At 38.8% G+C, this 15224-nt stretch carries 16 protein-coding genes and 1 pseudogene; 12 read left to right on the plus strand and 5 right to left on the minus strand.

Annotated features, from left to right (window positions below):
- The first annotated feature begins 36 nt into the window (after positions 1-36).
- The 10 genes from N8A89_RS03945 (at position 37) to N8A89_RS03990 (ending at position 10163) form a co-directional block, all read left to right on the plus strand.
- Complete coding sequence (locus tag N8A89_RS03945) at positions 37-1095, plus strand: response regulator transcription factor (protein ID WP_281541077.1); 1059 nt, start codon at positions 37-39, stop codon at positions 1093-1095.
- A gap of 109 nt (positions 1096-1204) precedes the next feature.
- The gene (locus N8A89_RS03950; protein ID WP_281541078.1) at positions 1205-1762 is read left to right on the plus strand and encodes a thioredoxin family protein; all 558 of its coding nucleotides are present in this window, start codon (positions 1205-1207) and stop codon (positions 1760-1762) included.
- 137 nt (positions 1763-1899) lie between these two features.
- On the plus strand, positions 1900-3603 hold the full coding sequence (lysS, locus tag N8A89_RS03955; RefSeq protein ID WP_281541079.1) for a lysine--tRNA ligase: 1704 nt from the start codon (positions 1900-1902) through the stop codon (positions 3601-3603).
- Between the two features lie 50 nt (positions 3604-3653).
- Positions 3654-5084, plus strand: a complete 1431-nt coding sequence (locus N8A89_RS03960) for an SLC13 family permease (protein ID WP_281541080.1) — start codon at positions 3654-3656, stop codon at positions 5082-5084.
- 390 nt (positions 5085-5474) lie between these two features.
- Positions 5475-7772: a zinc-dependent metalloprotease gene (locus N8A89_RS03965; RefSeq protein WP_281543335.1), complete on the plus strand. Its 2298-nt coding sequence runs from the start codon at positions 5475-5477 to the stop codon at positions 7770-7772.
- Between the two features lie 179 nt (positions 7773-7951).
- A complete protein-coding gene (locus N8A89_RS03970) occupies positions 7952-8125 on the plus strand; it encodes a hypothetical protein (RefSeq protein ID WP_281541081.1) in 174 nt (57 codons plus the stop codon).
- Positions 8126-8284: 159 nt separating this feature from the next.
- The gene (locus N8A89_RS03975; RefSeq protein ID WP_281541082.1) at positions 8285-8740 is read left to right on the plus strand and encodes a DUF4890 domain-containing protein; all 456 of its coding nucleotides are present in this window, start codon (positions 8285-8287) and stop codon (positions 8738-8740) included.
- A 290-nt stretch (positions 8741-9030) separates the two neighbouring features.
- Complete coding sequence (locus tag N8A89_RS03980; RefSeq protein WP_281541083.1) at positions 9031-9453, plus strand: VOC family protein; 423 nt, start codon at positions 9031-9033, stop codon at positions 9451-9453.
- A gap of 103 nt (positions 9454-9556) precedes the next feature.
- Entirely contained in the window at positions 9557-9802 is a 246-nt protein-coding gene (locus tag N8A89_RS03985) for a DUF1059 domain-containing protein (protein ID WP_281541084.1), read from the plus strand.
- On the plus strand, positions 9789-10163 hold the full coding sequence (locus tag N8A89_RS03990; protein WP_281541085.1) for a DoxX family protein: 375 nt from the start codon (positions 9789-9791) through the stop codon (positions 10161-10163). The genes N8A89_RS03985 and N8A89_RS03990 overlap by 14 nt, the downstream gene beginning before the upstream one ends.
- Here the strand turns inward: N8A89_RS03990 and hemL are convergent.
- The 4 genes and pseudogenes from hemL to N8A89_RS04010 all read right to left on the minus strand — a co-directional run bounded on the left by hemL (position 10160) and on the right by N8A89_RS04010 (position 13528).
- Positions 10160-11440: a glutamate-1-semialdehyde 2,1-aminomutase gene (hemL, locus tag N8A89_RS03995; RefSeq protein ID WP_289644962.1), complete on the minus strand. Its 1281-nt coding sequence runs from the start codon at positions 11438-11440 to the stop codon at positions 10160-10162. The genes N8A89_RS03990 and hemL overlap by 4 nt on opposite strands.
- A gap of 3 nt (positions 11441-11443) precedes the next feature.
- Positions 11444-12286 carry a glucosaminidase domain-containing protein gene (locus N8A89_RS04000; protein WP_281541086.1) on the minus strand — a complete coding sequence of 281 codons (843 nt, stop codon included), beginning with the start codon at positions 12284-12286 and terminating at the stop codon, positions 11444-11446.
- Positions 12283-13187 (minus strand): annotated as a pseudogene (locus N8A89_RS04005) (1-aminocyclopropane-1-carboxylate deaminase/D-cysteine desulfhydrase). Before N8A89_RS04005 ends, N8A89_RS04000 begins: the two are co-directional and overlap by 4 nt.
- 11 nt (positions 13188-13198) lie before the next feature.
- On the minus strand, positions 13199-13528 hold the full coding sequence (locus tag N8A89_RS04010; RefSeq protein ID WP_281541087.1) for a hypothetical protein: 330 nt from the start codon (positions 13526-13528) through the stop codon (positions 13199-13201).
- Positions 13529-13728: 200 nt separating this feature from the next.
- On the opposite strand from N8A89_RS04010, the gene N8A89_RS04015 reads away from it, so the two are divergent.
- Both N8A89_RS04015 and N8A89_RS04020 read left to right on the plus strand, forming a co-directional pair.
- Positions 13729-13887 carry a C1orf53 family protein gene (locus tag N8A89_RS04015; RefSeq protein ID WP_281541088.1) on the plus strand — a complete coding sequence of 53 codons (159 nt, stop codon included), beginning with the start codon at positions 13729-13731 and terminating at the stop codon, positions 13885-13887.
- A 76-nt stretch (positions 13888-13963) separates the two neighbouring features.
- The gene (locus N8A89_RS04020) at positions 13964-14551 is read left to right on the plus strand and encodes a DUF4136 domain-containing protein (RefSeq protein WP_281541089.1); all 588 of its coding nucleotides are present in this window, start codon (positions 13964-13966) and stop codon (positions 14549-14551) included.
- 66 nt (positions 14552-14617) lie between these two features.
- On the opposite strand, the gene N8A89_RS04025 is transcribed toward N8A89_RS04020, so the two are convergent.
- Positions 14618-15085 (minus strand): Lrp/AsnC family transcriptional regulator, encoded by a 468-nt coding sequence (locus tag N8A89_RS04025; RefSeq protein WP_281541090.1) that lies wholly within the window; start codon positions 15083-15085, stop codon positions 14618-14620.
- Positions 15086-15224 lie beyond the last annotated feature (139 nt).

Consider the following 15224-nt stretch of genomic DNA (forward strand, 5'->3'; position numbering starts at 1 on the left):
GCCGTTATGTTACAAAATCTCCTATTTTTATACCTAATGAGAAATGAAGTGAAATTTTTTGGACTTTTCCTCATCTTTTTGCTAGGAATTACAAAGGGGCTGTGCCAATATAGCTTCAGTGGGCATATTTCGGACAGCACGAGTAATAAAATGGTCTACCTATCCGTAATAGAGGACTATAGAAAAATGTCCAGGACTTCTTTGGAACAAATTATTCGCAAGACGGAAACTGATAGCACAGGCTTCTTTGAATTTAAGGGCGATAATCTTCTCTCAGAGAGTAGAATTTATAAGATTCATATTGATGAATGCTCGGAAACTATGGACAGCAGCCATTTCTTTGGAGATTGTAAGAACGCAAAAAATGTATTTTTCATAGCCAATGTTAATGACACCGTTTTCTTTCCGACCACGTTCAATGATGAGATTTTCTGTGATATTTCTTCTACAAACCCAAATTCCATCTTGCTCCTGAATATTGATATGCTCAAAGAAGAAATGATTTATGATTTTGCAGAATTTAGAAGTGAAGCGAATAAAAATCTTAACTCAAAAAAATGGTTCAAAAAATTCCAGGAGTATGGGAGAAGTCTAAACGAACCTTTGGCTGAACTTTATATCTATGCCTTTTTGTCCGATCGTAGAAATGAAATTTATGACTATTATTTAAGGGATATTCAGGAAAATCCATATTACACTGAGCTCTTTGAAAGACTACTGGCCAAGTATCCTAAGGCAAGATTTACACAACTTTATGAAGCTGAAATCCTGACGGACAAACAAATCAGTGCACAAGAAAAGTCAAATCACTTTTCATGGATATGGATTCTTTCACTAATTCTTGTATTTTCTTTATTCATCAATATATTCCTTCTTTTCAAACAGAAAAAATTAAAGCGGCAGCAGCAGAATACCGAGCTACAACAACTTACCCAACAGGAACAGAAAGTTGTTTCCTTAATCACTCAAAACAAGACCAACAAAGAGATAGCTGCAGAACTTTTTATAAGTGTGAGTACCGTAAAAACACATATAAATAACCTTTACAAAAAACTTAATGTAAGTACTAGGTCAGATTTGAAACACCGGTTTTAATTCATAGTTCCCAAAATCCACCGTAGGACTAGTCCCTATTTCCAACCCAATAATTATTTGATCGGCTCTGATTTTAAAGAATTTCGGCTCTCAAACTAAACTATATTCCATGAGAGCAATTACTTTATTTTTTATCGCATTATGCATATCACACGTATTAAGATCACAAGAATTTAATAGAGAGGTCTCTGTCAACGGAACTCAATTTTTGGTAGGTAGAGTATCTACTAAAGCTATTTCTAAAAAACCATATGGGACTTGGTTCACTCCAAATTTTGAAAATTATTCGGCTGACGTAACTACCATTTTAAAATTTCAAAAGGAGCTTAAAAACTATCAAATATTGATTTTTCTGGGGACTTGGTGTGGGGACAGTAAAAGGGAGGTCCCACGTTTTCTGAAAATCTTGGATATCGCCAATTTTCCTAACAAGAACCTTAAAATAGTAGCGTTGGACAGGAGAAAGGAACACTATAAAAAAAGTCCGACCGGTGAGGAATGGGGATTAAACATACAGAGAGTACCTACATTTATATTCTATAAAAATGGAAAAGAAGTAAATAGAATAATAGAAACACCGAATACTAAACTCGAGGAAGACATTCTTGCCATTCTTACTACAGATTCCTATGTGGCCCACAAGGCCAAATCCATGCATTTCGATTAAACCGAGCGATTTAAATCAATGATTAAAATGTTCATTCTGATTCCGAAAAAACATCAAAGATTTCCTTCCCATTTTACCACCCGACGATTGAAAGATTAGGGCATCTTACCTATCTTTGCGCCTTTAAACAAATTACAATGCAATTATCGGAGCAAGAAATCATCAGGAGAGAAAAATTAAGAAAGCTAAGGGAAATGGGCATTGACCCTTATCCGGCTGCTTTGTACCCCATTGATAGTAGTTCCAATAAGATTAAGTCTAATTATACAGAGGGTAAGAAGGTAACCATTGCCGGCAGGTTAATGTCCAGACGTATTCAAGGTAAGGCCTCGTTTGCCGAATTGCAGGATAGTGAGGGTAGAATACAGGTGTATTTTAATCGGGATGAAATATGTCCCGGCGAGGATAAGACCCTTTATAATGAGGTCTACAAGAAACTGCTGGATATAGGGGACATCATTGGAATAGAAGGGGAGCTGTTCACGACCCAGGTAGGGGAAAAAACCGTAATGGTCAAAAACTTTAAAATGCTTAGTAAAGCATTAAGGCCTTTACCCCTGCCCAAGCAAGATGCAGAGGGAAAGGTATATGACGAATTTAATGACCCTGAGTTGCGTTATCGTCAACGGTACGTAGATTTGGTCGTAAACCCTAAGGTAAAGGAGACCTTTATAAAGCGTACCAAAATAACGAATAGCATTCGCGAGTTCTATAATCAAAAAGGATATTTGGAAGTTGAAACCCCTATTCTTCAACCCATTCCGGGAGGTGCGGCGGCACGTCCGTTTTTAACACATCATAATGCGCTAAATATTCCTTTGTATTTACGAATTGCAAACGAATTATACCTAAAACGATTGATCGTTGGCGGATTTGAGGGAGTGTATGAGTTCTCCAAGGATTTCCGCAACGAGGGAATGGACCGTACGCACAACCCTGAATTCACGGTAATGGAACTGTATGTCGCCTACAAAGACTACCAATGGATGATGGATACTACGGAGCAGCTTTTGGAAAAGGTTGCACTTGATTGCAACGGAACTTCCAAAATTACCGTAGGTAAAAATGAAATTGAGTTTAAAGCACCCTATGCAAGGGTACCAATTCTTGAAGCCATCAAAACCCATACAGGCATAGATGTTTCTGGAATGGACGAGAATGAGTTAAGGGACACGGCTAAAAAATTAGGTATAGAGGTGGACGATTCCATGGGAGTGGGTAAATTAATTGATGAAATTTTTGGTGAAAAATGTGAGCGCCACTACATTCAGCCCACTTTTATAATGGACTATCCAAAGGAAATGAGTCCCTTGACAAAGGAGCATCGTGACAATCCTGCACTGACCGAAAGATTCGAGTTAATGGTGAACGGAAAAGAAATTGCTAACTGCTATTCTGAGTTGAACGATCCCATTGAACAGCGCGTACGTTTTGAAGAGCAATTAAAATTATCCGAAAAAGGTGATGATGAGGCCATGTTCATTGATCAGGATTTTATACGTGCCTTGGAATACGGAATGCCCCCAACATCCGGAATTGGTATCGGAATAGACCGTTTGGTGATGTTAATGACGAATAATTCTTCCATTCAGGAAGTATTGTTCTTCCCCCAGATGAGACCGGAGAAAAAAGCGGTTGAGCTTACTGAGGAAGAAAAATTGATTATTGATATTCTCAAATCCGATAAGTATAATGATGATAAGTATTATCTACATGAGATAAAGGAAGAATCAGGTCTAAGTAATAAAAAGTGGGATATAGTCACTAAATCATTAAAATCAAAAAACGTTATTGAAATCGAAAAAAGGAATGATGATTTACTGATAATATTTAAAGGCTAATTTCATACCTTAAAAATTTAGTATAGCTTAGAAGCCCTATTTAAGGCAACATGAACCTAAGCAAGAAAGTAGGTCTTTTACTAGGACCGGTCGCATTTTTTATTCTAATCGGTTTACCCAATCACCTAATTTCCGAACAAGCGGATGCCGTAATCGCCGTGGCGCTTTGGATGATAGTTTGGTGGATTACTGAAGCCGTATCCATTTCCGTCACCGCCTTGTTACCCTTACTTCTTTTCCCGCTATTGGATATAATGCCCATGGAGGATGTAGGTGCAAATTATGGTAGCCCTATTGTGTTTCTCTTTTTTGGTGGATTTGTAATGGCTCTAGCACTTGAAAAAGTCAACCTCCATAAACGCATTGCACTTTCTATCATAAATATAACGGGGACTACCCCAAATAAGGTGGTTTTGGGTTTTATGATTGCAACCGCTGTCCTAAGCATGTGGATCAGTAATACGGCAAGCACGGTGGTTATGCTACCCATAGCCATGTCCGTTATTCAATTATTGATTAACGATGCGGACGGATTCACTAAAAGAGACCGTAATTTTGCCTTAAGCGTCATGCTCGGGATTGCATTTTCCGCCAATGCCGGAGGAATAGCCACCGTTATCGGTACACCTCCAAATTCTGTTTTAATCGGACTCTTGGAAAACGAATATAATATTGAGATTTCCTTTTTAAAATGGATGACCATAGGCCTCCCCTTTTCTATACTAATGATTGCGTTATGTTACTTCGTTTTGGTAAAACTAATGTTCCCGAACGGAGCGCTACGGTTCAATGCTTCCAAAGAAATTATCGTAACCGAATTAATAAAACTAGGACCCACGAGCCGAAAGGAAAAAATGGTTCTGATCGTTTTTGGCATTACCGTTTTTCTCTGGATATTTAGAACGGTCATCAATTCTTTTATTCCAAATTTAGGCCTGTCGGATACCATGATCAGCATGTTCGCCGCAATCGCGTTGTTCGTCATCCCTTTTAACCTCAAGAAAGGCGATTTTATTCTGGAATGGAAGGATACTCAAAAGCTGGCATGGGGAATATTAATCCTTTTTGGTGGAGGACTGGCCTTGGCCAAAGGTATGTCCGTCACCGGAATCGTAGATTTAGTGGCAGGAGCCATCGCGGAAAGTGACATCAGTATATTATTGACCGCTACCCTATTAATTTTTTTAATGCTTTTTATGACCGAGCTAATGAGCAATGTTGCCTTGGTAGCCGTTCTGGCCCCTGTTGTGGCAGGTATAGCTATTGGGTTGGGGCTGCCAATTGTACATCTACTTATTCCGATAACCATTGCCAGTAGTTGTGCATTTATGCTGCCCATGGCAACGCCACCGAATGCCATCGTATTTGCTAGTGGGTACATCAGGGTAAGCGAAATGGCCAGGGCGGGGATAATTTTGAATGTTCTTGCGGTATTGCTATTAGTAGGGCTATTTCACTTTATTCTACCCATATTGTTCTAAAAGACAACGCCCTTGCATTGCGCAAAGGCGTTATACCTGACTAATTCAGTCCCGATTAATATCGGGGTAAAAAAATGATATTCCCTACTTAATAGACTTCAAAAAGGTAAGAATGTTACATTTTAGGCTTATGATTTCATTAACAATCGGATAAATTATTTTTTCGGTTCTTTGAAAAATTACCAAACTAACACAGGAAATGACTAAAAAATTGCTACTACCTTTATTGACTTTATTGTTCATTCTAAGCTATCAACCTACTGAAGCACAAATCTTCAAAAAGAAAAAAAGAATACCGAAAAAGAAGCCGAAAAACCAAAGAAAGATAAAATACAGCCTTATGACAAAGTAATTACGAAGGAAGCTATAACTGATACAGGTTTGTTTGATGTGCATGTGGTCGATGACAAACACTATTACGAAATTCCCGATTCCCTTTTCAATAGGGAGATGCTAATGGTGAGCCGCATCTCAAAAACGGCCTCAAAAATTGGTTTTGGCGGTGGAAAAATTAACACTCAAGTTTTACGCTGGGAAAAGAAAGATAAAAAAGTACTACTAAGGGTAGTTTCCCATGATGTGGTTGCCGCTGACTCTCTTCCTGTTCACGAAGCTGTATTAAATTCAAATTTTGAACCGGTCCTTTATGCCTTCGATATAAAGGCCTTTAGTAAAGATTCATTAAATCCGGCTACGGTTATTGAGGTAGATGATATCTTCACTAAAGACACGAAAGCGTTTGGTATGCCGGAAGGTTATAGAAAAAGGTACAAGGTTTCCCGTTTGGATGATGACCGTAGTTTTATAGAGGATATTAGAAGCTATCCATTGAATGTTGAAGCGCGGCATGTAAAAACTTACTTGGCCGGAGCTCCACCCAGTAATGGTAGTTTAGGTTCCATATCTGTAGAGATAAATAATTCGATGGTGCTTCTACCAAAAGAGCCTATGAAAAGACGGTATTTTGATCGGCGTGTAGGATGGTTTGCAAGAGGTCAGGTAGACTACGGTCTGGATGCCCAAGAAAGCAAGACCCTAACCTTCTTGGACCGTTGGAGGCTGGAAGTAAAAGATGAGGATATTGAAAAATATAAAAAGGGGGAACTTGTTGAACCGAATAAGCAAATAGTTTATTACGTAGATAGGGCTACCCCAAAACAGTGGGTACCTTTTATAAAGAAAGGCATAGAAGATTGGCAGGTAGCGTTCGAGGCCGCAGGTTTCAAAAATGCGATTATTGCTAAGGACCCACCAACAAAAGAAGAGGACCCAGATTGGTCACCGGAAGACGTACGTTATTCCGTAGTGCGTTATTTAGCATCGCCTATTCCCAATGCCAATGGACCTCATGTAAGTGACCCTAGAAGTGGTGAAATTTTAGAATCCGATATTAACTGGTACCACAACGTAATGACATTATTACGGAACTGGTTTTTTGTACAAACTGCTGCCATAAATCCGGATGCTCGTGGAGTCGCTTTTGACGATGAAGTGATGGGAAGGTTGATCCGATTCGTATCCTCACACGAAGTGGGCCATACTTTGGGACTTCCCCATAATATGGGTAGTAGTGTCGCCTACCCTGTAGATTCATTAAGGTCTGCAAGCTTTACCAAAAAGTACGGCACGGCCCCCTCTATTATGGATTATGCGAGGTTCAACTACATTGCGCAACCAGGCGATGATGGTGTTGCCCTAATGCCAGATATTGGAGTGTACGACAAATATGCCATACAATGGGGCTATAAGCCTATTTTGGATAAAACTGCCGAAGAAGAAAAAGCAATTTTGGATGAATGGATATTGGAGCATGCTGGTGATCCGCTATATCGCTTTGGACATCAGCAGGTTGGTGATATTGTTGACCCAAGCTCCCAAACAGAAGATTTAGGCGATGATGCGGTCAAAGCCAGCACTTATGGTATTGCCAACTTAAAGCGAATTATTCCCAAATTAGTAGAATGGACCAAGGAGGATGGTAAAAATTATGACGATTTGGAAACGCTATACGGTCAGGTTTTGTCACAATATAATAGATATATGGGCCATGTTTCCAACAATATTGGAGGGGTTTATGAGCACCATAAGACCTACGATCAGGAAGGGGCTGTTTATACCCATGTTCCAAAGGAGCGTCAAGCCAACAGTATGGCTTTTCTTCAAGAGCAATTGTTTCAAACACCGGAATGGATGCTAAATCAGGACATATTCGGTAGGATTCAATATTCAGGATTCGTGGAAAGAGTACGATTTATGCAGGAACGCACATTGAACAACATACTCAGTTTGGGCAAAATGGCCAGACTTATAGAGAATGAGACGGCAAATGGTTCGGAAGCTTATTCGCCGATAACCATGATGAGCGATTTAAGAAAAGGAATCTGGTCTGAATTACCTTCTGGACGCAAGATAGACACCTACAGAAGAAACCTTCAAAAAGCACATATTGACCGTTTGGCTTATTTAATGACTGCTGAGAACCAGAAGAAAAAACCTGATTTTGGAGGTTATCAAAAATCTACAGTAGTGAATACGAGTCAGTCCGATATTCGCTCCTTGGCACGCGCGGAATTGAACATACTTAAAAGGAATATTGGTAATGCTATTGCACAAACCTCGGACAGGATGAGCAAATATCACCTACAGGATGCAGAAGAACGGATCGACATGATATTAGACCCAAAATAGATGATTTCAAATTGCTTGTTTTAAGATGTAAATCGATAAAAAGCAAATATCTGGGATGAACAGATATCCTTAACCACATACATAAGTACCTTGCCATCAGGAAAAGCCCATTTCACAACAATGGGCTTTTTTTTGTTTTAATAAGTTATAGTTTAGGACTGAATTTAAAAACCCCTATCATGAGCAATAAACTAAAAAGTCTAATATACTTAAGTTGTTTTGTACTAGCATCCATAGCATATACTGTTACGGAAGATAAGGTTGAAGACTTTTCCCATGCAGAGGAGTTGGCCGAGGCAGATGTTATCATACAGCCCTTTACCGAAAATTCAGATAAGACAGAAACTAAATAATAAATCCATACTACCCAAATCTAAAGCACGGCCAACACCGTGCTTTTTTTTGTTCTAATACTATCTCTACCCCGTAAATAATTTCCCAAAAAATGTCTGATCATTAAACCATTGCTTCAAAGTTTGGTCATACTCATGTAATCAATAAAAATTAATGACATGAAAAAATTAGTGATGATAGCTTTTTTGTTATCAGGTATGATGGCCATGGCCCAAAAAGAAGAAACGAAAGATAGGAGGCACTCCATGAATGATTTATCTCCGGAGCAGATAGCTACCTTACAAACAAAAAAGATGACTTTAGCATTGGATTTAAACGAGGCGCAGCAAGCAAAAATGAAATCTTTGTTTGCATCAAACGCTGCGGAACGCAAAACTAAAATGGAGGCCCACAAAGCACGAAAGGAAAGTGGGGAGAAAATGACTTCGGAAGAGCGCTACTCTATTCAAAACGAGCGGTTGGATCATCAAATTGCACTGAAAAAGGAAATGAAAGCCTTGTTAAATGATGATCAATACGCGAAATGGGAAAAGATGCAGCACAGAAGAGGTAAACATATGAAGGTAAAAAGAAGCCAAAGAAAAAACTTAGAAGGCATAAAGAGCGAAAAATAGTTTTGATTGGATTGTTTAGTTAGGTTAGATGAGAAAGGCCCTGGCACTTTGCAGGGCTTTCTTGATACCTCGACTTTGCGTAATCGGAATTTTTTTGTGTGAATGCTATATCCTGATTGCAGTAACAAGTATTTTCTCATATTTCTATAAATTTGGATTGATGGTATTAAGTATCTTCTTAAACGGCCAAATGACCTAAAAAAATCAATGCAAAATTCTTTAGAAACAAGCTTTAAGTCAACTTCTCGCAAAATAATTAATAGACGTTCTAAAGTGAACAAGAACTAAAAATGAAAGCACCACCAGAAAATTTTGATATAGAATTTATAGACCATGTAGCTATTCGCGTAAAGGATATAGAAAATTCCATTGCCTGGTACGAAATAGTATTAGGATTAAAAAAGTATCAATTACCGGAATGGGGACCTTTTCCAATTTTTATGCTTTCCAATAAAGCCGGAGTTGCACTTTTTCCTGCAAATCTTGATGACGAAGAACTGAACAGAAGCTCTAAAAACGTAAAAATAGATCATTTCGCTTTCCATGTGACGCGGACGAATTTTGAAAAAGCACGGCGAAAGTATGCTACACTCAACCTAAAATTCACTTTGCAGGATCATCATTATTTTCATTCTCTCTATACCCAAGACCCAGATGGTCACACCGTGGAGCTAACTACCTTGGTTGTGGGTGAAAGTACCTTTTATAAATAAATTGATTGATTGCTTCAGTATTTACTCAAAAGCATGATTTATGAACATGGTTAATTTTTACTAACTTCAAAAAATATAGCACTACCAAAACAACCATAATCAAATGAAGACAATGACATGTAAACAATTGGGAGGTGCTTGCGAAGAATCCTTTACAGCAAATACTTTTGAGGAGATAGCTGAAATGAGTAAGCAACACGGCGTAGAAATGGTTAAAAAAGGAGACCAAGCACACCTAACGGCTATGGAGGAAATGAAAACCTTAATGAAGTCGCCTAACGCTATGCAAGCATGGTTTAAAAACAAAAGAATGACTTTTAACTCACTACCAGAAAATGAAGGTTCTTAAACTAATCATTACATTTCTTCTGGCGGCGCTAATGCTGTTCGGCGCTTTCAATCATGTGTATGCCCCTGAAATTTATGCCCCATTTATTCCAGACTTCTTTTCGGAAAGCTTTGCGAACATAGTGAGCGCTATAGCGGAGGGCATAATCGGAATTGCACTTATAGTTCCGAAATATCGCCGGTGGGCAGGATTGGGTTTCTGTATCTTAATGATTTTATTTTTACCGATTCACATCTGGGATTTCACCAAAGAAATTCCTGCAATTGGCTCCAAACTAGCAGCTGGTATCCGTTTGGCGGTTCAATTTTTGTTTATTGCCGCTGGATGGTGGATTTATAAAACGAGTCCAAAAACTACTTAAAATTTTATGTTTTCCAAGGCTGCAATAGTATCATCCAAATCTTGGTAACTAAGTGCGTCGTTCAGGAAATAACTTTCAAAAGCACTTGGGGGTAAATAAATTCCCTGCGCCAACATGCCATGAAAGTATTTTTTAAATAATTCATTATTACCCTTGGCGGATGTTTCAAAATCAACTACTGGTGTATCCGTAAAGTGAACCGATAGCATACTTCCAAATCGGTTGATCTGAAATGCCACGTCCTTATCGGACAAAACTTTTTTCAAACCTTTGTGTAAATATTCTGTTTTATTCGCGAGACTTTTGAAGACTTCTGGATTATTGTTCAACTCAGTGAGCATGGCAAGTCCGGCACTCATGGCCAACGGATTGCCACTTAATGTCCCTGCTTGATACACTGGACCATCTGGAGCTAGATAATCCATAATCTCAGTTCTGGCAGCAAATGCACCTACTGGTAATCCCCCTCCAATTACTTTGCCGAAGGTGACGATATCAGCCATCACACCTAAAACTTCTTGGGCACCCCCCTTTGCCAGGCGAAATCCTGTCATTACCTCGTCAAAAATCAAAACTATACCTTCTTCAGTACACAACTCCCTCAATCCATGAATGAAGTCATCAGTGGGCACAATACAACCCATATTCCCGGCAACGGGCTCTATAATGATGGCGGCAATCTCGCCCTTGTTGGCTTTCGTGAGTGTTCGTACCGCATCCAAATCGTTATAAGCAGCTAACAAGGTATCCTTGGCAGTTCCTTGGGTTACTCCAGGACTATTTGGACTTCCAAAAGTTACGGCCCCACTACCGGCTTGGATTAAAAAGGAGTCCGAATGACCATGATAACAACCTGCAAATTTTATGATTTTGTCCTTTCTGGTATACCCTCGTGCCAAGCGCACTGCGCTCATACAAGCCTCCGTACCGCTATTTACAAATCTAATCTTATCAATGTTGGGCACCATGGACACAGCCAGCTTTGCCAACTGGGTTTCAATTTCGGTGGGCATTCCAAACGAAGTTCCCTTTTTGGCTTTATCAATTACGGCGTTAATTACAGGTTCATATGCGTGGCCTAAAATTAATGGACCCCAAGAGGAGATGTAGTCAATTAGTTTATTTCCGTCCTCATCGTACAGGTATGCCCCTTTTGCTTCCTTAACAAAAATGGGGTCACCTCCTACTGCCTTAAATGCACGTACAGGTGAATTCACCCCTCCTGGGATAAATTGCTTAGCCTCTGCGAACAAAGCACTACTTCGTTTATAAATCATTTGCTATTTATTAAGGTTGGCTCCCTTAACCAAAAGTTTTTGACCAATGGAGAGGTCTGCGTTCCTGAGATTGTTCATCTGCATTAAGGCATCCACGGAAATATAATATTTCCTGGAGAGTGAGTATAAGGTATCCCCTTTAGAAACGACATGCACTAAATCCGCTTCTGTTGCGACTATCGATTTATTTGTATACCCTCCTTTGGCAATTTCCTTATCAAATTTATCCAACTGATATTTTTCGATAAGAAAAATGAGTTTTTGAGGATATTTTTTATCCGTGGCATAGCCTGCTTTCCGTAATCCATGTGCCCAGCGTTTGTAATCCGTATTCTTGTAGTCAAAAAGAAATGCATACCGGGACCGAGTGGTCAAAAAAGTACTATGATCGCGAAAGGAATACATGGGATGGTTATATTTTCTAAAACATTCCCCCTTTTCATCATCGTCATGAAAATCGTAATCGCCTTGCCACCCTTTATGACATTTAATTCCAAAATGATTGTTAGTTTTTAAAGCTAATTCCCCTTTTCCATAACCACTTTCCAAAAGCCCTTGGGCCAAGGTGATGCTCGCCGGAATTCCGTAGGCTTTCATTTCCAATTGTGCAATTTCAGAAAAAGTGTCAATGTATTCTGGGATGCTCTCAATTTTAAATGTGATGAATTCCCCAGAATCTTTTGGTAAGAAAGTATCCTTTGTCGTAGTTGTTGTTGTATTGGATTTGTTTTTCTTTCGTTCCGAAAGTACGTTTTGGGTACGTAAATTATCGGAGTAGGCTTTTTTGGATTTACATCCCATTATAAGGATGCCCAACAAAACTAACACTAGTATTCTCTTATTCATATATGCAACAAAGGTAATTTTTTCTTTTTCAGCACCTTATTCATACCTGCAATTCCCTGTAGCCCACCAGTATGAATGGCCAATATTCTAGTGCCCGGTGCAAAATTATCATTCTTAATCATATCCAACAACCCAAATAGCATTTTTCCCGTGTAGATGGGATCTAAAGGTATATCTGTATCTCTCTTAAAAGTATTGATAAAGTTGACCAAGGTTCCAGACACTTTTCCATAGCCTCCAAAATGATAGTTCGTCTGCATGCTCCAATTTTTTTGGTGGTCATTGAGCGAATTTCATCCAATAAAAAATTTCCCTTTAAAGCTGAGAACCCAAGGATTTCTTGATTAGGAGCAGAAGAATTTATCAATCCGGCAAGGGTTCCACCTGTTCCAACACAGGTAGCAACAATATCAAATTCCTTATCCTCATCAAATAATATTTCCTCACAACCTTTAATCGCCAATGCATTGGTGCCACCTTCTGGGATAGCATAAAAATTTCCAAACTCCTTCTTTAAAGTTTCTACAAAACGGTCATCCCCATTTTGTCGGTATTGCTCACGAGAAACAAACTTGAAGCACATGCCTAAATTTTTGGCCAATGCCAGTGTCGGATTCACCTCCCATTTTTCTTCCAGTTCATCGCCTCTGATTACCCCAATGGTATCCAATCCATTTTCCTTACCTGCCGCCGCTACTGCCAAAATATGGTTGGAAAACGCTCCGCCATAGGTCAATAACTTTTTAAAGCCCTCTTCCTTGGCGTGTAATAAGTTATACTTAAGTTTTCTATACTTATTTCCGGAAATGATAGGATGAATTAAGTCCTCACGTTTAATTGATAAACTGATATTTTTTTCCGCAAAAAGAGGAATATCTATAAATTGATTTTCACTTTGCAAGCTTACCGATTTTAGCGGTGAAGGTATTTAATAAAGCTAAAGTTCTTTCTTTCCTCCAAATAATTGGGATTGCTTTCATTGATATAAGCCTCTCTCTCAAAACTGATGTTTTGGTAGGCGCGGTAACTATTAAGGTACCACACCGTACGAAACAACCACTCCGTAAAATAAAATAGATAAAAAGGGAGGATGAGTAATTCCTGTTGTTGTTTCAGATGTATTTTTTCATGATTAATAAGTACCGCATCATTTTTTAGAGCATCGTTCTTAAGAAAGATAAAGGGCCAAAAGGATAGCCCTACATAATTTCTGTAAAACAAATGTCTAAAAACCAATATCATAGAAACGTATCACTTCGATTCAACACAAAGATAAATGTTAAAATTGACGGTAAGAAAAATCTCAGTTTTTCTTGCCAACAATGCCGTTGAAATGGCAAAATGGTTCTGACAACCTACTAACTAAGCATTTGAAATAATTAAGAATGAGGTTATCAACAGAAAAAACTAACTTTATACCAATGTTTTAACCTACAAACAGAATGAAAGAGATTATACCGCTTGAGGAGGGCGATTTTTACTGGTCAGAAGAAGGTTATCGTGTCTTTACCGAACAGTACCACCTAAAACGCGGATACTGTTGTGAAAGTGGCTGTAGGCATTGTCCTTATGGTTATGACCCCAAAACAAATCAACAGTAATACTTATGGTTTCGGCATGATTTTTGAGACCTAAAACGTTAGAAAGATAGTTTAAAAACAAAAAAAATCCCATGTTATGAAAAAATTGAAATTCCTCACCATACCCGTAATTTTGTTGGTCTTCCTTAGTTCTTGCACCTCCGTCCGCGTACTTTCGGATTACGACCAAAAAGCTGATTTCGATGGATATAAATCCTATGCTTTTTACAAAACAGGAATAGATAAAGCACAAATTTCAGATTTGGATAAAAAACGTATCCTTAGGGCCATTGAAACAGAAATGGGATCGCGGGGATTCGTAAAATCTGAAAATCCAGATCTTTTGGTGAGTATTTTCACTAAAGAACAAGAACGGGTAGACGTCTACAACAATAACTTCGGCTGGGGAGGCTGGGGCGGTTGGGGCTGGGGTTGGGGACCTGGCTGGGGCTGGGGACCGGGACTTGGCTGGGGCTGGGGCGGAGGAAGCAGCGTAAGCACCAGTACTCAAGGCTCTCTTTATATAGACCTTATTGATACCGAAAGCAAGGAACTCGTATGGCAAGGAAAGGGCGAAGGCACGTTGAGTAATACCAGAAGTATTGAAAAGAAAGAGCAGCGCATAAAGGAATTCGTTTCACAGATTTTGGAACAATATCCTCCAAATGCCGTGGCTTTAAAATAAGTTTTAGTTTGTGTTTATTTACAGGGACCTGAACAATTTTAGTAGATTGTTCAGGTCCCTTTTTTACTAGAGCAGCGGAAAGTGCTGACTATTTTTAGCCTCATTAAGCACAAAGGCGCTTTTTACTACACCTATATTCGGCAATGCAGCTATTTTAGACTTTGCAAAGTCATAATAGGCATCCAGGTTTTTAACGGTCAGTTTTAAAAGGAAATCAAATTCGCCACCTACTACATAACATTCGGTCACTTCGTTAAATTGCTCTACCCTTGCTAGAAAATCATCCATAAAACTTCCCTTCTGGGTATCCAAGGAGACAAAACTGAAAACAGTTATACTTTGTTCAATTTTTTTGGTATCCAAAATAGCTACATAGTTCTTAATATACCCTTCTTTTTCCAGTCGCTTAATACGTTCATAAACCGGCGTTTTGGTGAGATTTAGTTGCTCCGCAATTGATTTTGCAACGGTTTTAGCATCCCTTTCCAAAATTTTTAGAATTTGCCTATCGATGGCATCTAGTTTGGTTTCCATACTTTTTCCTGAATTTAACATAACATATATGTCTATATCCTATATAGTACTAAATGCTAGCCTTAAAATAGGAATTATTACTTAAATAGTAGATATATACGATAAAATAAGCCATTATTCATATATTTATTAGAAATAT

The organism is Maribacter aestuarii (assembly GCF_027474845.2).
Lineage (GTDB): Bacteria > Bacteroidota > Bacteroidia > Flavobacteriales > Flavobacteriaceae > Maribacter > Maribacter aestuarii.